This is a genomic window from Priestia sp. FSL H7-0729, assembly GCF_038005685.1.
Classification (GTDB): domain Bacteria; phylum Bacillota; class Bacilli; order Paenibacillales; family Paenibacillaceae; genus Paenibacillus.
The window spans coordinates 289,213-307,333 of the sequence record NZ_JBBOTQ010000004.1 but is presented as its reverse complement, the minus strand read 5'-3'; the positions used below and the strand labels follow the sequence as shown (position 1 = coordinate 307,333).

Sequence of the window (18,121 nt, the reverse complement as noted above, 5' to 3'; positions counted from 1 at the left end):
TCCTTTCTGTATCCGCATCCGCTGTGCGTTTAATATGAGTTGGAATGCCTTGCTCTAGCGGTCTTCTACTTGCAAATTACTTACATCGAGCCATGGAACGTACGGTTGATGACATCCAACTGTTGTTCACGAGTCAGTTTAATGAAGTTAACCGCATAGCCGGATACCCGTACAGTCAGTTGCGGATAGTTTTCCGGGTGATCCATCGCATCAATCAGTTGCTGACGATCAAATACGTTAACGTTCAGGTGATGAGCGTTTTGACCGAAGTAACCATCCATCATCGCAGTCAGATTGGATTTACGTGTAGCCTCTTCTTTACCCAAGGCTTTTGGCACGATGGAGAAGGTATTAGAAATCCCGTCAAGACTATGTTCATAAGGCAATTTGGCTACAGAGCCAAGGGATGCCAGTGCACCTTTTTTGTCACGACCATGCATTGGGTTCGCACCTGGAGCAAATGGTTCACCTGCTTTACGACCGTCCGGTGTAGTCCCTGTTTTCTTACCATATACCACGTTGGAAGTAATCGTCAGAACGGATTGTGTTGGTATTGCGTTACGGTATGCTTTGTGCTTGCGAATCATGCCCATGAAGCTCTCAACCAGTTCAACAGCAATGCTGTCCACGCTATCTTCATTGTTACCGTAACAAGGGAAGTCTCCTTCGATTTCGAAATCAACAGCGATGCCTTGTTCGTTACGGATTGGTTTTACTTTGGCATATTTGATGGCACTCAGTGAATCTGCTGTAACCGAGAGACCCGCGATACCACAAGCCATCGTGCGTACAATGTCACGGTCATGCAATGCCATCTCGATACGCTCATAGCTGTATTTATCGTGCATGTAGTGAATGACGTTGAGGGTGTTCATATACAGCTTCGCGAGCCACTCCATCATTGGTTTGAAGCGTTTCATAACCTCATTGTAATCCAGCACTTCGCTAGTGATGGCAGGATACTCCGGTCCGACCTGTGCTCCGGATTTCTCGTCACGACCACCGTTGATCGCATAGAGGAGAGCTTTTGCCAGGTTGGCACGAGCACCGAAGAATTGCATTTGTTTCCCGATCTTCATCGCCGATACACAGCAAGCAATACCGTAATCGTCACCGTAGATCGGACGCATCAGATCATCATTTTCATACTGGATTGAGCTTGTTTCAATGGATACTTTACTGCAATAATCTTTGAAAGCTTCTGGAAGCTTCGTGGACCAAAGTACAGTCAGGTTCGGTTCTGGTGCAGGACCCAAGTTGTGCAGTGTATGCAGGAAACGGAAGCTGTTTTTAGTTACACGTGTTTCACCATTCACAGACATACCGCCAATGGACTCCGTCACCCATGTTGGATCTCCACTGAACAATTCGTTGTAATCCGGTGTACGCAGGAATTTGACAATCCGTAGTTTCATTACGAAATGGTCAACGAGTTCCTGAGCCTGTTCTTCGGACAAGATACCTTCTTGCAGGTCACGCTCAATGTAGATATCCAGGAAGGAAGATACACGTCCCAGAGACATTGCAGCACCGTTCTGCTCTTTGATCGCAGCGAGATAACCGAAGTACAACCATTGGAATGCTTCTTTTGCTGTTGTCGCTGGCAAGGAAATATCGAACCCGTGCATATCACCCAATTGCTTCAATTCTTGCAATGCACGAATCTGTTCAGACAATTCTTCCCGCAGACGAATGACATCTTCATCAATAACATCAACTTCAAGTGCGTTCAATTCGCCTTTTTTGTTACGGATCAGGAAGTCTACCCCGTACAAAGCTACACGACGATAGTCACCGATGATCCGGCCACGGCCGTAAGCATCTGGCAGACCTGTAATAATCCCTGCTTTACGCGCTGCACGCATATCTGAAGTATAAGCATCGAATACACCCTGGTTATGTGTTTTGCGAATGTTAGTAAATATATCAATGACACCTTGAGGCAATTCGAAGCCATATGCTTCACATGCATCAATCATCATCCGGATTCCGCCTGTTGGTTGAATGGAACGTCTGAATGGAGCATCGGTCTGAACGCCGACAATCTGCTCTTTGGATTGATCCAGATAACCTGGTTGGTGAGAAACAATTGTCGCTGGTGTGTTCACATCAACGTCAAGGACACCGCCGTTATCCCGTTCTTTTTTGGTCAGATCAGATACAATCTCCCACAATTCTTTGGTATTCTGGGTTGCACCTGCGAGAAATGCTTCATCACCGTAATACGGAGACAAGTTGTGTGCCAGAAAATCATTCACATCTACGGATTTGGTCCATGTTCCTTTGGTAAAGTTTCTCCAACCTGTTTGTTGTTTGACATCTTTTTCAATCACCGACATCTTAATCCCTCCACTAATTTGGATTTCTGGACACATAACATCTTGCCTCATTCGTAGCATTGTGTGCCCAGAGCCGCGATTAATGTGAATTGTTTCACATAAACCGGAACATGTTCTCTCTACTTGGGAACCGGAACCGCGGGATGAATGTTTTTCTTACATTTTCAGTATACGTCTTGGGGCTTTCATCATCTGTGATTTTTGTCACAAAGTCAGTGAACTAACTCACTCCACCTGCGCTGTGTCCCATTGAACCTCTTTAGATTCACACTTGGTCACTCCGTGGAGAGAATAGTCTTCCAATCGCTGCTCACTATTTAAATTTACTGAAAAAGCGAATGAACATTAGGTGGTGTACACTGGCCACTGCAAGTAGAGAATAACCTTCCGATCGCTGTTATCCCCGGATTTTTTGATTCACTTTTTCAAAGGTGAAAATCCAGTGATAAAGGCGAATGCTCCGCTTCTTCAGGTTTTTTCTCTCCTCTCCGTTATCGTGTACATGTGTAGTTCAACTGATAAAACAAAAAGGTCAAAATTTATTTCGAAGATGCAAGCTTCGCTTTTTCAGGTTATTTCTGCCCCTCCGTTGTCGTGTAAAGGGATTGTTTAAACGACCTCATCAAGGATTCCGTTTAACCTCTTTAGGACCATTGCTCCGTTAAACTCGGAACAAACAAGGACTTAGGACTATTTCCTGAAAACAGATGCTTCGCTTTTCTGTTTTTCTGCCCGTTCCTTTGTTCGTCATCGTGTTAATATCTCACTCAATCACGAATTTGGTGTAACCTCTAAAAAGACGGCAATCGGGGCTCCCCTCTCGGGGAACCCTGATCTTCTTGCCGTAAGGCACTCTCTTCGTTCTAATTCATTATTCAAACTTGCCGTAGAATGCGTTGCGGTACACATCAGCCAGTTCAGTTACCAGCGGCAACTTCGGATTGGCGGTTGTACATTGGTCTTCGAAGGCACGGTCTGCCAGATAATCTACATGTGCTTCAAAGTCTTTGGCATCAAATCCGATTTCCTGGAACGATTCTTCAATGCCCAAAGTTTTGTTCAGTTTGCGAATGGCATTGATCAGACTGGTTACGCCTTCTTCTGTCGTACGTGCAGGCAACCCTAGAATCCGGGCAATTTCGGCATACCGCTCATCCGCTACAAAGTGCGAATATTTCGGGAACGATGCAAATTTGGTCGGTTTTTTCGCGTTGTAACGAATAACGTGCGGCATCAGAATTGCATTGGTACGTCCGTGTGCAGTATGATACTGACCGCCCCATTTATGCGCCAAGCTGTGGTTAATGCCCAGGAATGCGTTGGCAAACGCCATACCGGCAATTGTGGAAGCATTATGCATTTTCTCACGAGCCAGTTTATCTCCTTGCAGTGCAGATTGCTCCAGGTATTGGAACACCAGTTGAATGGCTTTGATCGCAAGTCCATCCGTGTAATCATTCGCCATGACAGACACATAAGCTTCAATTGCATGCGTCAGTACGTCCATACCTGTATCTGCAACGGCTGTTCTAGGCAGGGAGTATACGAACTCCGGATCGACAATTGCTACGTCTGGTGTCAGCTCATAGTCGGCCAATGGATATTTGGTGTTACCTTGATTTTTATCTGTGATAACCGCGAACGATGTCACTTCAGAACCTGTACCGGATGTGGTTGGAATCGCTACAAATTTCGCTTTTACGCCGAGACGTGGATATTTGTAGATCCGTTTGCGGATATCCATGAATTTTTGTTTCAGATCGTTGAAGTCCGTGTCCGGATATTCATAGAACAACCACATGGCTTTCGCAGCATCCATTGGTGATCCGCCGCCGAGTGCGATAATGCAGTCTGGCTGGAAGCGGCGCATCATTTCGGTTCCGCGATCTACCGTTGTTGTGGACGGATCTGGCTCTACATCGGAGAACACTTCGATCGCTACTGGCATTTGGCGTTGACGCAGATAGTGTTCTACCTTTTCAACATATCCAAGCTTCACCATCATGGCATCGGTAATAATCGCCACACGTGTGATGTCAGGCATTTTGGCAAGATACTGTGTTGCCCCTTTTTCGAAGTAGACTTTGTTCGGCACTTTGAACCATTGCATATTCACGGTACGGCGAGCCACCCTTTTCACATTGATTAAGTTCACAGCGGTTACGTTGGAAGAAGTCGAGTTACGTCCGTATGATCCGCATCCCAGTGTCAATGACGGCATGTTTGTGTTGTAGATATCCCCGATGGCACCATGTGTGGATGGTGAGTTCACAATGATCCGTCCAGTTTGCAGACGATCTGCGAATTTGCCGATCACTTCTTCGTTTGTTGAGTGGATAACCGAGGAGTGACCCATACCGCCAAAAGCAACCACTTCTGCTGCACGTTCAATTCCCTCTGCTGCCGTTTTGACTTTGTAACAAGCCAGTACCGGACTTAATTTCTCAGCCGACAATGGGAATTTCGTACCTACCCCTTCAATCTCGGCCACGAGAATTTTGGTGCCTGCCGGAACTTCAATACCGCACAACTTCGCAATGCTCACTGCAGATTGACCAACAATTGCCGGATTCACCGCACATTTCTCGGCGTTAATTGCTCCTGCTGTCAATTTTGCTGCTTCATCTTTGTTAACAAAGTAACAGCCATTTGCGATCATTTTTTTCTTCACTTGATCAAAGATCGGTTCTTCAATGATGACCGCTTGCTCGGAAGCACAGATCATACCGTTGTCGAAGGATTTCGACAAGATCAGATCCGTCACTGCCTGATTGATATCCGCGCTTTTCTCGATAAAGCAAGGTACGTTACCCGGTCCTACGCCCAGTGCAGGTTTACCGCAGCTGTACGCTGCACGTACCATGCCGGATCCGCCGGTTGCCAGAATGAGAGCCACATCATTGTGATTCATCAGTTCGTTCGTACGATCCATGGAAGGTTCATCAATCCACTGGATACAATCCTCTGGAGCACCATGCTTCACCGCTGCATCACGCAGGATTTTGGCAGCTTCCCGGCTACAATTCTGTGCAGATGGGTGGAAACCAAAGATAATCGGGTTACGCGTCTTAATGGAGATCAGTGCTTTAAACATCGTCGTTGATGTTGGATTCGTGACGGGTGTAATTCCCATAATAATACCAACCGGCTCCGCAATTTTCTGGAAGCTTTCATACTCGTTATCTTCAATCACACCTACAGTTTTGTCGTACTTGATGCTGTGGTACACATATTCTGTTGCAAATATATTTTTAGTGATTTTATCCTCATATACTCCGCGGCCTGTTTCTTCTACGGCCATCTTGGCGAGCATCATGTGTTTATCCAGACCCGCAAGCGCCATTGCTTGCACAATTCGGTCAATCTGCTTCTGATCCATCTTCATGAATGCTGCGTGTGCCTTATTCGCTTTGTCGATTAACGTTTGAATATACTGACCTGCTGTCGGTTCTTTTGCTGGGGCGACTTCGTTCTTTACAGCCATCTCCCTCATCCTCCTAAAGGTTCGTATTGGTTTGTCTCTCTTCTTTACATTCACATCGTAACATGCCACTAAACTTAATTATGTGATTTTTTTCACAAAGTATAACAAATTTAATTTAAGTTTTGTAGTGTCCTTCATCCAACCATTTTCACTTCCTATTTAAAATATAGGGCTGTAAAAATCATCCTCTCCACTAAAAGTGAATTTTATCACAATGTTTGAAATTTCGTCATTTTTGCCCCCTTTCCTTCCCCCTCAAACGGTAAGATTAGGTATATACTGAACTTAAAAATTGAACCACCGCAATTTGTACCGTCCTTCTTCCCGGCCGAGATGACCCTGATCAGGACGGCAACGGTTTGCGGCAAACCTCGGGGGCTACTGTAAACTACAGGAATCCGACCGACGGACACAAAGGGGAGATAGACTTATGATAGAACTAACGACTGTACTGGAAAAACGCGGCAATACCAACTGTTTCTCGGAAGCGAATTTCAACCATCTGCTGGTTACCATGAAAGATAGAACTTATCCCGAAGGTACACATCTGTACTGGGAAGGGGACGTCTCTGACAAACTTTATTATATGAAACGGGGCCGTGCCCAGATCACCAAATCCACGGATGAAGGCAAGGAATTAATCATGTACATGTATCAGTCCGGTGATATGATTGGTCAGGCTGATCCCTTCTTCGGCTCTAAACATACCTTCTCAGCGGAAGTACTGGAAGACAGTGAGATCGGTGTACTGGAGCATAAGGACCTGGAGATGCTAATCTGCCAGCATTGTGACTTCGCAATCGACTTTATGAAATGGATGGGCATCCACCACCGGTTGACACAGACGAAGTTCCGGGATCTAATGTTATATGGCAAACCAGGTGCGCTCTGCTCCACCCTCATTCGATTGTCGAATTCGTATGGTGAACCTCATGGAGAGCATGTCATTATTCACAAAAAAATTACCCACACCGACCTGTCCAATATGATTGGAGCTACCCGTGAAAGTGTAAACCGCATGTTGAGCGATCTGCGCAAGAAAGATGCGATTGAATATGACAACGGCATGATCGTCATCAAAGATCTGAAGATGCTGCAAGGGATCTGTCACTGTGAACTTTGCCCGAACGAGATCTGTCGTATTTAATAAATGACTATGCTAATCGAATGTTGCTCATATATTTTAATGCAAAAAAGCCCAGTTCTCTAAGTAGAGATTGGGCTTCTTCGTATACTTAGGATGCATTGGTTAATTCAAGCTTCACCGCATCACGTGGATTCAATTTCATGTCCAAACCATTTTCCATTAATTCTTTGTCATTCACCATGATAACCCACCGCTCATTCATGCGAGGTGTGACATTCTCGACCGCAACGACGAATTTGTTATTCTCCGACATTCTTACAATCCCGCTGGACTTCAACACATCGCGAACGGTGCACTCTTGAACGTAGACTCCGGCATATTGACGATTGAGAGTTGGCATAATGTTTCCACCGCTAACCTTGAGTAATGTTGTCTGATATGCAACGCCATCTCCCCCACTGTCAGCGGCTTTCACGTAAATGATCACTTCATCTTTGGCATGAAGCTCCATGTTCCAATCTTCCTGTTCAATATCCTTGCCATTTAATTTGACAGCCCAGCTAAGCGAAGAATCCAGAGACACTTCACCAACGGATTGAATCCGTTTTCCATCTGCCGTAAAATCAACCAGTCCGCTATTAAGTAATGCTTTTTTAAGTGTCAAACCCTCACTAAAATCTCGCTTAATGGACTTTGTTGCATCAGGCAAAAACGTACTGCCATCTACAGCCACTGTAATCGTATTCGCTGTGTCTGTCTCTTTGACAATTGGCTGCTCAGAAGGCTGCGTCTCACTACAACCAGCCAGGATCACCAGTAGGAGCAAACATACACCTATGTAACCGGGGATTTTCTTCATCATGTAGGTAACACCACCCTGCGTAAAATCATTCACCCTGTTGTCCATAACCTCTATTATGGCACAACACTCAACAAAAAAAAGTGTCAAAGCCGTTACTTTTATGGTGCCCCCTCCAAATCGGGCTTGTACAAGAAAGAGAGCCCGCATACAGGCTCTCCTATCATAATCAATTTTCAGATCTCATTGGTTGCTGTTATTGGACACAAGCCTGCATGTATGTTCGTCCTCCATCACCATCTTTCAGATAGGGATTAAGCCCGAAGAACTGCTCCTCAGATACATATACACCTGTCAGCAATCGCCCTTCAAGCAATCCACCGTCCACCTGCACGCAACATGAAGGTGCGTCGACATACTCCTGATACAACGGAATCTGCCCATATTGTTGATGGACCTTGAATACCTTCCCCTGCTCATGCAAAGGCCGTTCCGAGAAATAGGTAGGTACAATATAACGGGCAATAACATCCAGTTCCTGCACGCTGTAAAAGGGTTCATCACCAAGCCATGGCGCAAACATTCGAATTTTCTCATATTGGGACCAGACAACCGCCTGAATCAGCATCTCTGCCTGAGCCAACCGGCCTACTCCCACATCCAGAACCAACTGCTTACTCTGGATTGTTTGTTCCACCTGAGACAACGTTGGATCAGGTTGGCTCAATTCACATCCGATACACTTCCAGCCCCTGGACGTTTGAATCCATTTTTGCAGCACCGCCGGAGCTAGTTTCGGACCATCGCTGTTCACAGAATGCGTATTCACTTCGGCTAGATCATCCTTAACCGATTGGGAATATGCTGTGCGCTTAAATAACTCTGCAGCTTTTTTGTAAATTAGATGGACCTGAATGGATGCGCTCTCAAGTTCTGCAATATCTTTTTTGCCGTAGCGTACTTCACGGGATAAGCTTTCTTCTCTCATGACAAGTGGGCCTCCTTCGCTCCGGCCGTCTGTGGCCATTTTCTATAGATTATACTACAACTCATGACAACATGTGCAACGCCCAAGAGAAAAACGCCGATCCACCTATTACTTAAGACAAAAACCCCTGATTTCCACAGAAATCAGGAGTCTATGTCATTCATGCAACAAAAGTGGGTGATATTGCTTATACGTTAGTCAACCCACTGCTCAGCCCAGTCTTGAATTTGATTCATGACAGGCTGTAGCGCTCTACCTTTCTCCGTCAGTTCATATTCAATACGAACTGGCGTCTCAGGATAGACGTGACGAACCAGAATACCTTCACTCTCCAGATCTTTCATCCGTTCGGATAACATCTTATCACTCATGGATGGAATCAGATTGGAGATATCCTTGAATCGCTTCGAACCACTCATCAACGTTTGAATAATTAAACCATTCCAGCGCTTGCCCAAAAAAGAAAACGCCGTCTCAAAACGCGGACACATCCGCAAGTCTTGACCTTCCACATTAATCACCTCTTTAGAGATCACTCAACTTACATTTTGTTAGTATATTTCATAATAACATATTTAAGCGTTAAAGAAAACGTCTGCCCCTAAAAAGTTTAAATTTTAGAAGCATAACTTGTTACATCCCAGTATACCTTACAACCTGCCATGCAACCATGGGAAATATCGTATAACTTCCCCATACGACTATCTTACCCAAAAAGAACCCAACTGCCACAGTCATTATTGACTCGGAGAAGGGTTCTTTTGAATAAAACTTATAATTTCCATTTCACCATGGAGTTAGTGAATTAGACCAGTACGCCACCAAATGGTCTTACAGGTTCGCTCTTGCCAAATTCCGGCTTAAAACTGCGGGCAGGATATGCCCATTTCACAGCGTTGCTGATCACTCTTAATATTTCCGGCTTGTAATAGGTCGGATACGTCTCATGACCTGGTCGGAAATAGAAGATTTTACCTTCACCGCGCCGGAACGTACATCCGCTCCGGAATACTTCCCCACCCTGGAAGTTACTTACAAACACCAGTTCATCTGGTACCGGAATATCGAAGAATTCGCCGTACATCTCTTCTTTTTCCAATACAATCTTGCCTTCGATGCCATCCGCAATCGGATGAGATGGGTTAACACACCATACAATTTCCTGCTCGTCAGCTACACGCCACTTCAGATCGCAGCTGGTTCCCATCAGCGCTTTGAATGGTTTGGAGAAATGACCTGAATGGAGCACAATCATTCCCATCCCGTTCAGCACTCGCTGCGCGACCTTCTGTGAGATCTCATCGCTTACGCGATCATGTGCCATATGTCCCCACCATATGAGCACATCCGTGGAATTCAGCACTTCATCACTTAATCCGTGTTCAGGCTGATCCAGTGTAGCTGTACGAATAGCAAAGCCTTCGCCGCCAAGTCCGTCAGCCAGTGCTCGATGCAGACCATCCGGGTAGACTTCCCTTACTTCATCGTGAATTTTCTCATGGACAAATTCATTCCAAATGGTGACGTTGATCATATTCAATTTCCCCCTAGTGTAGCTCTAAACCCACCACATATCGCCCAGCGGTTCTTCGATTAATACTTGCTGGAGATTTTGCACGGCTTTAGAGAATCCTTCTTCAACCGACATCAGACCGTCTTCGTGTTCAATACTTACTACATAATCATATCCGACCAGACGCAAGGCACTCATAATATCTGCCCATGTCTTGTTATCATGTCCATAACCGACCGAGCGGAACTGCCAAGCCCGATCCAGCATATTGGTATAGTCCTGCATATCCGTTACACCGTGTTTGTTCACGTTTATCGGATCAATCGTTGTATCTTTTGCATGGAAGTGATGGATCGCTCCTTCACGTCCCAAGATGTGAATGGCCTGAACCGGATCAATACCTTGCCACCACATGTGACTTGGGTCCAGATTGGCTCCGATCACTTCACCTGCTGCTTCACGCAGTCTCAGCAACGTTGCTGGTGTGTGAACCGAGAATCCACCGTGCAGCTCCAGTCCAACTTTTACGTTACGATCTGCTGCGAATTTACCCCACTCTGTCCAATAAGGGATAACCTTGTTCTCCCACTGCCACTTCAGGATCTCCTGGAAGTCATTCGGCCATGGTGCAACAGGCCAGTTCGGATATTTGGCATCCTCATGGTCTCCCGGACAACCGGAGAATGTATTCACTACAGGTACTTCCAGCTTCTCAGCCAGTTCTACCGTTTTAACAAAATCATCATGGAATCCCTTCGCAATATCCTTTTGCGGATGAAGCGGGTTACCGTGACAGCTCAGTGCACTAATCGTCAAACCGCGTGATTCCACTGCGTTTTTGAAGTTTTTCAGTGCTGTAGGATTGCTTAACAATTCATCCGGCTTACAATGTGCATTGCCTGGATGTCCGCCCGTTCCGATCTCTACTGCTTTTAATCCCTTGGATGCTACATAATCAAGAGCATCCTCCAATTTACGTCCTCCGAATAGTACCAAAAATACGCCGAGTTTCAAGTGCGATTCCTCCCTGGATTAGATATCGTATGATTGCTGAATTCATGAATATTGAACTGTAAAACCATTACCGTTCAGATCACATGCCTGTTTGATTAGTGTGGAAAATCGAGAGTGTTTCTATCCTGAAATTGAACATTTGTTACTCAGACTAGTGTGAGTCCACGGTTTCAATCTCAGTTTGAACTGTGCGAGTTACTGCAAAAGCGTCATAGCTGCTCTCCAGATGTATATGCTTGCCTTCAAGTGAAGAACGCTGGAATGAATGCATGGCTTCCAGTACGTGATAAGCAAGCTTGCCACTAGCTTTGTGTTCCCGTCCGGCACGAATGGATTCGACCATCTCAGTTACGCCAATGCCTCGTTCGTTTTGTCCACTTTCGAAGACTGGTTTGATCGTCTCCCAAGTGTCCTGACCGTATCTGCGAACCTTCACTTCCCCGTTAAAATAATTGGGGTCGGGTACACTCAGCGTACCTTCTGTACCGTAGATTTCAATACGTGGCAGATCCGAAGCTCCTCGAATATCGAAACTGGTAATCATCGTTGCAATGGCACCTTCTGCGAAATCAATGGTTCCTGCCAAGTGGGTAGGCGTCTCTACTTGTAGCGCTGTACCTTCCTTCGGTCCGGAGCCAATCTTGCGATCAGCGATCTGTATGCCTGCCGAGGCGCTGATTCTGCGTATCGGTCCAAGCAGCGTAATCAGCGCGGTCAGATAGTAAGGCCCCATATCAAACATGGGTCCACCACCTGCGACATAAAAGAACTCCGGATTAGGATGCCATGCTTCTGGTCCTCCACCCATGAAGAACGAAGTCGCAGCAATTGGCTTGCCAATCAGCCCATCCTCAATGGCTTTACGAGCTGTCTGTATGCCTGAACCAAGGAAGGTGTCCGGTGCAGAACCCACATACAATCCCTTTTCCTCAGCCAGTTCAACAACCTTGCGACCATCCTCAAGCGAAATCGCCAGCGGCTTCTCGGCATACACATGTTTGCCTGCCTCAAGTGCAGCCAGATCGGTCATGGCGTGACTGCCAGGAACCGTAAGGTTCAACACAAGTTCAATTTCGTTATTTTGCAGCAACTCATCTACATTGTAAACGTTTGCGATATTAAATTCATCTGCCCGTTCCTGAGCCCGTTCACGAATCAAATCCGCAACAGCCACGACTTCAATAAGCGGGTTGTTTTTGAAATTTTCCAGGTAGATGGCGCTGATGTTACCACACCCGATGATGCCTGCTTTCATTTTCTCCACTGTGACGTTCATCTCCTTACGCATGGTGAAAATCTGCGTTTGAATGGTTGAGATACATTTGTTGTGTTGGATGTTTCCTGTTCCTTAAATCTAATACTATGGTATTCCGTTTCAGCTTGAATTAAAATGAATAATATGATTGAAACATGAACTATCTGGTCATAATTTTCAAATTGCAAGGAGTATGCCCATGCCTACAGATTCTTCCTGCCAAGTTCTTACAGCAGGCTTTTCATTTCATCGTAAACCCTACACTATGGTGCAGCCTGAAGGGGTGAAGAACTACCTGTTAAGACTGCAAACAGACGGACGTTGCCGTGCACGCATTGACGGGGACATGTCCCTGGTAGATGCGGGTGATCTGCTTCTTTTTGATCCTGATGAGCCCTATGAGCTGAGAATAGACAATGAAACCAATCCGATGGGAGAGCGACTGGTAGAGAGTGGAGACTATCATATCTTCTTTAATGGTTCCTGGGTGGATGAGTGGTGGAAGCGTCACAAACGGCCGACCCGGATCAAAGTTGAACTGACGGAAAGCCTATTGGTCCTGTTTCGACAGCTCGTACTGGAGCAGCGCCGAATCTCCAATCCGTATCCGGAAATTTCAAGTTATTATATGCGAATTTTGTGTCTTGAAGTGGATCGTCTGCTCGCGGAGCATCCAACGATAACCAACACCAATTATGTGGCTTATGAGATCAAGAACTATATTGAAGAAAACGCTTCCTCTTTATTCAAGCTGGACGATGTGGCAACACATCTCGGCATCAGTGTCTCACGGGGTGTTCATCTCTTCAAAGAAGCGTTTGGCAAAAGCATTATGCAATACACGCTTGACGTCCGGCTGAACATGGCCAGGGAGCGGATTATTTTCAGTCCAATGACCCTGGAGCAAGTGTCTGAGTCTTCCGGCTTTAACAACTATACTTATTTCCATCGGGTATTCCGTTCCCGGTTCGGCATGTCCCCGAAGGAATTCCGCGTCATTCACCGGGAACAGATGTAATCATACCAGTATACGTAAGTTGAACTTATTTGCGCGCGGCTATGGCCTCGGATACAACCATCGCCAGATCTTCATTGCCGAACATGGACAACACACCAAGTACCGTATCATCCGGGATCTCACCGGCTTCCTCCTTGGATACAATCAGCTTCTGCATCTGCTGCAATCGCTCGTTGCTCTGCTGATTCGGGTAGGCTTGCCGGTACATCTCTTCCGGGTCCAAATTATTATTGACACACCACTGGGCAAACACCAGGATCATCATCTCTTCTTCCTGTTTATAGGTTTCAATAACAGCTTCCTCGACCTGTTTAGCACGTTCCTTTTCATATTCATCCATGACGTGTATTCCTCCGTATGTGTATTCTGCAATTATTTGCGAATCAATTGTTCCGCCAGTTCATGACTGTCCATGACATGACTTGCACTGATCAGACAATCATCAGGAGAGTCGAGACAAGCCAGGAAATTGTCAACTGCTCCGCTAAAACCTCTGCGTGCTAACACGATATCCCAGCTCCCGAACGTTTCTTTGGTTTCCAGACTCCCCTTTTCCATGTAGCTGATCATGTCCATGTTCACCACTTCAACAGATCGTCCACCACCGTGCAATTCGATCTTCTCCAGATCTGCCCCAGCTTCACGCACCATATCGAATCGACCGTGGGCTGTTCTGCCCAACTTGGCCGTACCGGTTGCATGCAATAGTCTATCCAGATCATTCTTCCGGATCCATTGATGAAGCAACTCCACATTATGATCCGAGTACCACAACATCAGATCCAGCATATGGATGAGATCATCATAGATGGTTTCTGCCGCAGGACGATCCTGAATGCCTGTACGATGTTTCGTCACTGTCAGGGAGTCGAAGCCTTCCCCACCCTGCATCCATTCTTTGGCTTTTTGGTACATCGGTGCGAATCTGCGGTTGAAGCCTACTGCGAGCAACAGACCTTGTGCCTCGGCAAAAGCCGTCATCTCTTCCGACTCCCGAATCGTATAGGATAACGGCTTGTCTACGTACACGGCTAGTCCCTGTTCCAGACATTGCATGACAATGTCAAAATGCGCTTCCGTTGCTGTATGTACAAACACCGCATCCAAGTCCCAGGACAACAGTTCTTTCAGGTCTGTTGTGCCCCGTTCTAATCGGTACGCCTCCTGAACGGCCTGAACCGGCTCCGGAGACCGGTTCATAATGCCTACAATCTCCACGTTTGGATGAGCCGTTAACAGCGGCAAATATACTTTACGTGCAATATCCCCGAGGCCGATAATTGCAATTCGTTTACGTTGGTTTGTTTCCATGATGATCATTCCACCTTCAGTTCGGTTCTATATTTCCACGTCCTATAGTGTAACCCTTCAGACAGCAACTTGCCAGTGATTGCAGCAGACTTCGCTCGAATTGTTCAGACCATGGGCGAACGTGGTAAACTTAGGAGGAACAGCAGTACAGATCGGGACACGACCAGACCTGCCTGATCTGAAAGGAGCGTTTGGGATTTTGCGAAAATGGCTATGGCTTCTGTTATATGTTTTACTTGCAGGAGTCACGTTTATTTACAGATATGAACTGCTTGCCTGGACAGATCTTCATCAGTCCATACCGCTTTTACTCGCCATGGCAACATTGTTTGCTCTTGTGCCAGTGATTCCTTATAAGTTTGTTATTATCGCCTTTGGTTACAGTTACGGTACTACCACAGCAGCCTGGATATGCTGGCTTGGCACAACACTTGCTGCCATGCTCGTCTATGGCGGAGCAAGAACCATCTTCAGACATCAGGCGAGATCGTACCTCGAACGCATTAAGGGTCTGAACCGTTTTACCACGTGGATGGAAGCACATCCGTTTATGGGTGTTATGTCGATGCGACTGTTGCCAGTCGTGCCTCAGATGGCCGTTAATATCTACGCAGGTATAACGTATACGCCATTCTGGGTGTTCATGGTTGCCACGGCCATTGGCAAAATGCCAGCGATTTTTGTTTTTGCCTATGCAGGTGCCCAAGCTGAAACATCAATCTGGCTGACCCTGGGGATTCTTGCCGGATATCTGGTGCTCATGGCCATTGTATTGCTCTTATTTCGCTTTCGATCACGCAACAAAGCGTGAATTCAGAATTCGCAAACCGTTCAGATTCAGCTTGTTTTCATTCCGGCTTGGTTGGCTTGCCAATTCAGGATATAATAGAAGAGCAAGCCTAATGCTTGTGTAACAAGTTTTAATAAAACGGTAGATTGCTGGAGCTCGAACACGAGCGCTAAATCTTCATCAGAAATGGAGTGACTATAGCATGGAACAACATTCAAATGAGTTAGCAACTTTTGCAGGCGGATGCTTCTGGTGTATGGTATCCCCCTTTGAAGAACTGCCCGGTATTCATAAAATCGTATCGGGTTATACAGGAGGACATACCGAGAATCCAACATATGAAGAGGTCTGCTCGGAGACAACAGGACATGTAGAGGCTGTACAAATTACGTTCGACCCTGCCATCTTCCCTTATAAGAAACTGGTTGAACTGTTCTGGCAGCAGATTGACCCGACGGATACAGGCGGGCAATTCCATGACCGTGGATCTTCCTATCAGACGGCTATCTTCTATCACAGCGAAGAGCAGCGTCAGATTGCGGAAGCTTCCAAAGCGGAGCTGGGACAAAGCGGGCGTTTTGACAAACCAATCTTCACACCCATTCTGCCAGCCAAACCGTTCTATGAAGCGGAAGAACATCATCAAAATTATCACCGGAAGAACCCTGCCCACTACAAACGGTACAGCAAAGGTTCTGGACGCGTAGATTTCATCGAACGCAACTGGTCCGGCAACGTGGACAAAGACGGGCTGAAAGAACGTCTGACGCCGCTTCAATATGAAGTTACGCAGAACAGCGCTACCGAGCCTGCATTCCATAACGAATTCTGGGATCACCATGGTGATGGTATCTATGTGGACATCGTATCTGGCGAGCCATTGTTCAGTTCTACTGACAAATACGATTCCGGTTGTGGCTGGCCGAGCTTCACACGTCCATTACGTGACCACAACGTAAAGGAAAAAACCGATCTCAGCCACTTCATGATTCGTACCGAAGTGAGAAGTCGTGAGGGGGATTCCCATCTGGGCCACCTGTTCAACGATGGTCCTGCCGAAGCAGGTGGAATGCGTTATTGCATCAACTCTGCGGCACTTCGTTTTGTACCCAAAGAAGACTTGCAAAAAGAAGGATACGGTGAGTACGCCGTCCTTTTCCAATAAGTTTTAATCTAAAAAGAGCAGTGGGATGATCCCGCTGCTCTTTTTATTTATATATTCTTGCTTTTAATAAACGAACTATCGTTGCACGAGCATGTATGAACTATGTTTAGCTCGAGGAGATTTCCGAATTCAATGTGCTGGCAGGAGCTATCTGATCATTATCAAATTGAATTCTCATCGCTGGAACAATACCCATTATCATTACGATAACGGAGATTGCGTAGACGATAAAAATGGATGTGCTGTTCATCAATACACCTGACATGGAAGATCCGAGCAGCATCGTTCCGATGAATAGTGGTGTGATGGTGCCATTTACTCTACCGATCAAGTGCTCATCAATCCGGGTGACCAAATACGTGGAGATGATGACGTTGATAAATGCCAGACTGACGGAACTCAAGAAGCTGATCAAAAGGGTCAGCCAGAACCAACTGGATAACACTTCCCCCATCGTGGCTACAGCCAGACACAGCACACCTACGATTAGAGTTAAAGTCTGGTTCAACTTGCCACTTACAGCAGCCGCAATACCTCCTCCAATCAATAAACCTAATCCGGATGCGCCAGACAGGAACTGTAACGATGTTGCTACAAGCCCCAGGCGTTCGGTGATCAAAAATATGCCCAGTGGGCTGATGAGACCTGCAGAAAGCCCTATACAGATGAATACCAGACTAAGCATTTTTAATGAGCGAGATCGAGCAACATATTGCCAGCCTTCTTTGATATCCGCTAATAATGAGGTATTTGTTTCGCGCTGAGTGGCGTCTTTAGGCAACAATGTGAGTAGAAGTGCAGAGGTGAGGAATAGAATGAGTAATGCATACATGGACGCCTGAATTCCCATTGCCGTGTATATAAACGTTCCGACGATTGGTCCGAGAATTAAAAATAACGATTGACCACTCTGGGTAATAGCAATTGCAGATTGCAAATGTTCTCCCTTTACATTTCGCTTCACGATCTTTAGAGAAGATGGCTGAGAAAACTGGCTAACGATGGAGGATACAAACGTGGCTACGTATAGAATCTGCCAATACCCGGAAGATAACACGCCAATAATCATGACAATGGACAATGCACTCAGAATATCTCCCAAGATCATCGTTCGTTTCGGATTCCAGCGATCAGCAAGTGCACCGCCAATGATGGAGAAAACAAAAATCGGGGCATATTCAAGTACGGTAATCAGCGAGACGGCTATTGGACTTCCTTGAGTTCGGTCCATCACATAATAGAGGATCGCCATATTCCGGATCCATATCGCCAGATTTTGCAGCAGATCAGACCCTGTAACGATTAAAAAAGCTTTGTTCCTGAACAAAGTGCTCATTCTTCATCTCCTTTTTAAACCG

General features: G+C 46.1%; 15 protein-coding genes. 4 read left to right on the top strand and 11 right to left on the bottom strand.

Annotation, left to right across the window (positions count from 1 at the left end; all coding sequences use genetic code 11):
- Positions 1–80: 80 nt before the first annotated feature.
- Together pflB and adhE are read right to left on the bottom strand one after the other, a co-directional pair.
- On the bottom strand, positions 81–2,339 hold the full coding sequence (gene pflB, locus MHH93_RS12515) for a formate C-acetyltransferase (RefSeq protein ID WP_500054289.1): 2,259 nt from the start codon (positions 2,337–2,339) through the stop codon (positions 81–83).
- An 871-nt stretch (positions 2,340–3,210) separates the two neighbouring features.
- Positions 3,211–5,823 (bottom strand): bifunctional acetaldehyde-CoA/alcohol dehydrogenase, encoded by a 2,613-nt coding sequence (gene adhE, locus MHH93_RS12510; protein ID WP_500054288.1) that lies wholly within the window; start codon positions 5,821–5,823, stop codon positions 3,211–3,213.
- Positions 5,824–6,253: 430 nt separating this feature from the next.
- Here adhE and MHH93_RS12505 point away from each other — a divergent pair, with 430 nt between their 5' ends.
- Positions 6,254–6,970, top strand: coding sequence for a Crp/Fnr family transcriptional regulator (locus MHH93_RS12505; RefSeq protein WP_500054287.1), 717 nt, complete (start codon positions 6,254–6,256; stop codon positions 6,968–6,970).
- A gap of 88 nt (positions 6,971–7,058) precedes the next feature.
- Here the strand turns inward: MHH93_RS12505 and MHH93_RS12500 are convergent, their stop codons facing one another.
- The 6 genes from MHH93_RS12500 to MHH93_RS12475 all read right to left on the bottom strand — a co-directional run bounded on the left by MHH93_RS12500 (position 7,059) and on the right by MHH93_RS12475 (position 12,488).
- Positions 7,059–7,772 (bottom strand): hypothetical protein, encoded by a 714-nt coding sequence (locus MHH93_RS12500; RefSeq protein ID WP_500054286.1) that lies wholly within the window; start codon positions 7,770–7,772, stop codon positions 7,059–7,061.
- 193 nt (positions 7,773–7,965) lie between these two features.
- The gene (locus MHH93_RS12495) at positions 7,966–8,697 is read right to left on the bottom strand and encodes a hypothetical protein (protein WP_500054285.1); all 732 of its coding nucleotides are present in this window, start codon (positions 8,695–8,697) and stop codon (positions 7,966–7,968) included.
- Positions 8,698–8,891: 194 nt separating this feature from the next.
- A complete protein-coding gene (locus MHH93_RS12490) occupies positions 8,892–9,188 on the bottom strand; it encodes a winged helix-turn-helix transcriptional regulator (RefSeq protein WP_167483707.1) in 297 nt (98 codons plus the stop codon).
- Positions 9,189–9,502: 314 nt separating this feature from the next.
- Positions 9,503–10,231, bottom strand: coding sequence for a ThuA domain-containing protein (locus MHH93_RS12485; RefSeq protein ID WP_017687549.1), 729 nt, complete (start codon positions 10,229–10,231; stop codon positions 9,503–9,505).
- Positions 10,232–10,255: 24 nt separating this feature from the next.
- Positions 10,256–11,224 carry a sugar phosphate isomerase/epimerase family protein gene (locus tag MHH93_RS12480; protein ID WP_062835305.1) on the bottom strand — a complete coding sequence of 323 codons (969 nt, stop codon included), beginning with the start codon at positions 11,222–11,224 and terminating at the stop codon, positions 10,256–10,258.
- Between the two features lie 151 nt (positions 11,225–11,375).
- On the bottom strand, positions 11,376–12,488 hold the full coding sequence (locus MHH93_RS12475; RefSeq protein ID WP_500054284.1) for a Gfo/Idh/MocA family protein: 1,113 nt from the start codon (positions 12,486–12,488) through the stop codon (positions 11,376–11,378).
- Positions 12,489–12,678: 190 nt separating this feature from the next.
- Here MHH93_RS12475 and MHH93_RS12470 point away from each other — a divergent pair, with 190 nt between their 5' ends.
- Complete coding sequence (locus MHH93_RS12470) at positions 12,679–13,497, top strand: AraC family transcriptional regulator (RefSeq protein WP_500054283.1); 819 nt, start codon at positions 12,679–12,681, stop codon at positions 13,495–13,497.
- A gap of 25 nt (positions 13,498–13,522) precedes the next feature.
- Here the strand turns inward: MHH93_RS12470 and yxiS are convergent, their stop codons facing one another.
- A complete protein-coding gene (yxiS, locus tag MHH93_RS12465) occupies positions 13,523–13,837 on the bottom strand; it encodes a protein YxiS (RefSeq protein WP_500054282.1) in 315 nt (104 codons plus the stop codon).
- A 32-nt stretch (positions 13,838–13,869) separates the two neighbouring features.
- Positions 13,870–14,808, bottom strand: a complete 939-nt coding sequence (locus MHH93_RS12460; protein WP_500054281.1) for a Gfo/Idh/MocA family protein — start codon at positions 14,806–14,808, stop codon at positions 13,870–13,872.
- A gap of 199 nt (positions 14,809–15,007) precedes the next feature.
- On the opposite strand from MHH93_RS12460, the gene MHH93_RS12455 reads away from it, so the two are divergent.
- Entirely contained in the window at positions 15,008–15,619 is a 612-nt protein-coding gene (locus tag MHH93_RS12455) for a TVP38/TMEM64 family protein (RefSeq protein WP_500054280.1), read from the top strand.
- Positions 15,620–15,800: 181 nt separating this feature from the next.
- Complete coding sequence (msrA, locus tag MHH93_RS12450) at positions 15,801–16,763, top strand: peptide-methionine (S)-S-oxide reductase MsrA (RefSeq protein ID WP_124116135.1); 963 nt, start codon at positions 15,801–15,803, stop codon at positions 16,761–16,763.
- 106 nt (positions 16,764–16,869) lie between these two features.
- Here msrA and MHH93_RS12445 read toward each other — a convergent pair whose 3' ends face one another.
- Entirely contained in the window at positions 16,870–18,099 is a 1,230-nt protein-coding gene (locus MHH93_RS12445) for an MFS transporter (RefSeq protein ID WP_500054279.1), read from the bottom strand.
- Between the last annotated feature and the right edge of the window lie 22 nt (positions 18,100–18,121).

Bases quoted from the DNA above. Each gene is read 5' to 3' on its own strand.
- pflB (WP_500054289.1), bottom strand. From the start codon at position 2,339: ATGTCGGTGATTGAAAAAGATGTCAAACAACAAACAGGTTGGAGAAAC.
- adhE (WP_500054288.1), bottom strand. From the start codon at position 5,823: ATGGCTGTAAAGAACGAAGTCGCCCCAGCAAAAGAACCGACAGCAGGT.
- MHH93_RS12505 (WP_500054287.1), top strand. From the start codon at position 6,254: ATGATAGAACTAACGACTGTACTGGAAAAACGCGGCAATACCAACTGT.
- MHH93_RS12500 (WP_500054286.1), bottom strand. From the start codon at position 7,772: ATGATGAAGAAAATCCCCGGTTACATAGGTGTATGTTTGCTCCTACTG.
- MHH93_RS12495 (WP_500054285.1), bottom strand. From the start codon at position 8,697: ATGAGAGAAGAAAGCTTATCCCGTGAAGTACGCTACGGCAAAAAAGAT.
- MHH93_RS12490 (WP_167483707.1), bottom strand. From the start codon at position 9,188: ATGTGTCCGCGTTTTGAGACGGCGTTTTCTTTTTTGGGCAAGCGCTGG.
- MHH93_RS12485 (WP_017687549.1), bottom strand. From the start codon at position 10,231: ATGATCAACGTCACCATTTGGAATGAATTTGTCCATGAGAAAATTCAC.
- MHH93_RS12470 (WP_500054283.1), top strand. From the start codon at position 12,679: ATGCCTACAGATTCTTCCTGCCAAGTTCTTACAGCAGGCTTTTCATTT.
- yxiS (WP_500054282.1), bottom strand. From the start codon at position 13,837: ATGGATGAATATGAAAAGGAACGTGCTAAACAGGTCGAGGAAGCTGTT.
- MHH93_RS12460 (WP_500054281.1), bottom strand. From the start codon at position 14,808: ATGGAAACAAACCAACGTAAACGAATTGCAATTATCGGCCTCGGGGAT.
- msrA (WP_124116135.1), top strand. From the start codon at position 15,801: ATGGAACAACATTCAAATGAGTTAGCAACTTTTGCAGGCGGATGCTTC.
- MHH93_RS12445 (WP_500054279.1), bottom strand. From the start codon at position 18,099: ATGAGCACTTTGTTCAGGAACAAAGCTTTTTTAATCGTTACAGGGTCT.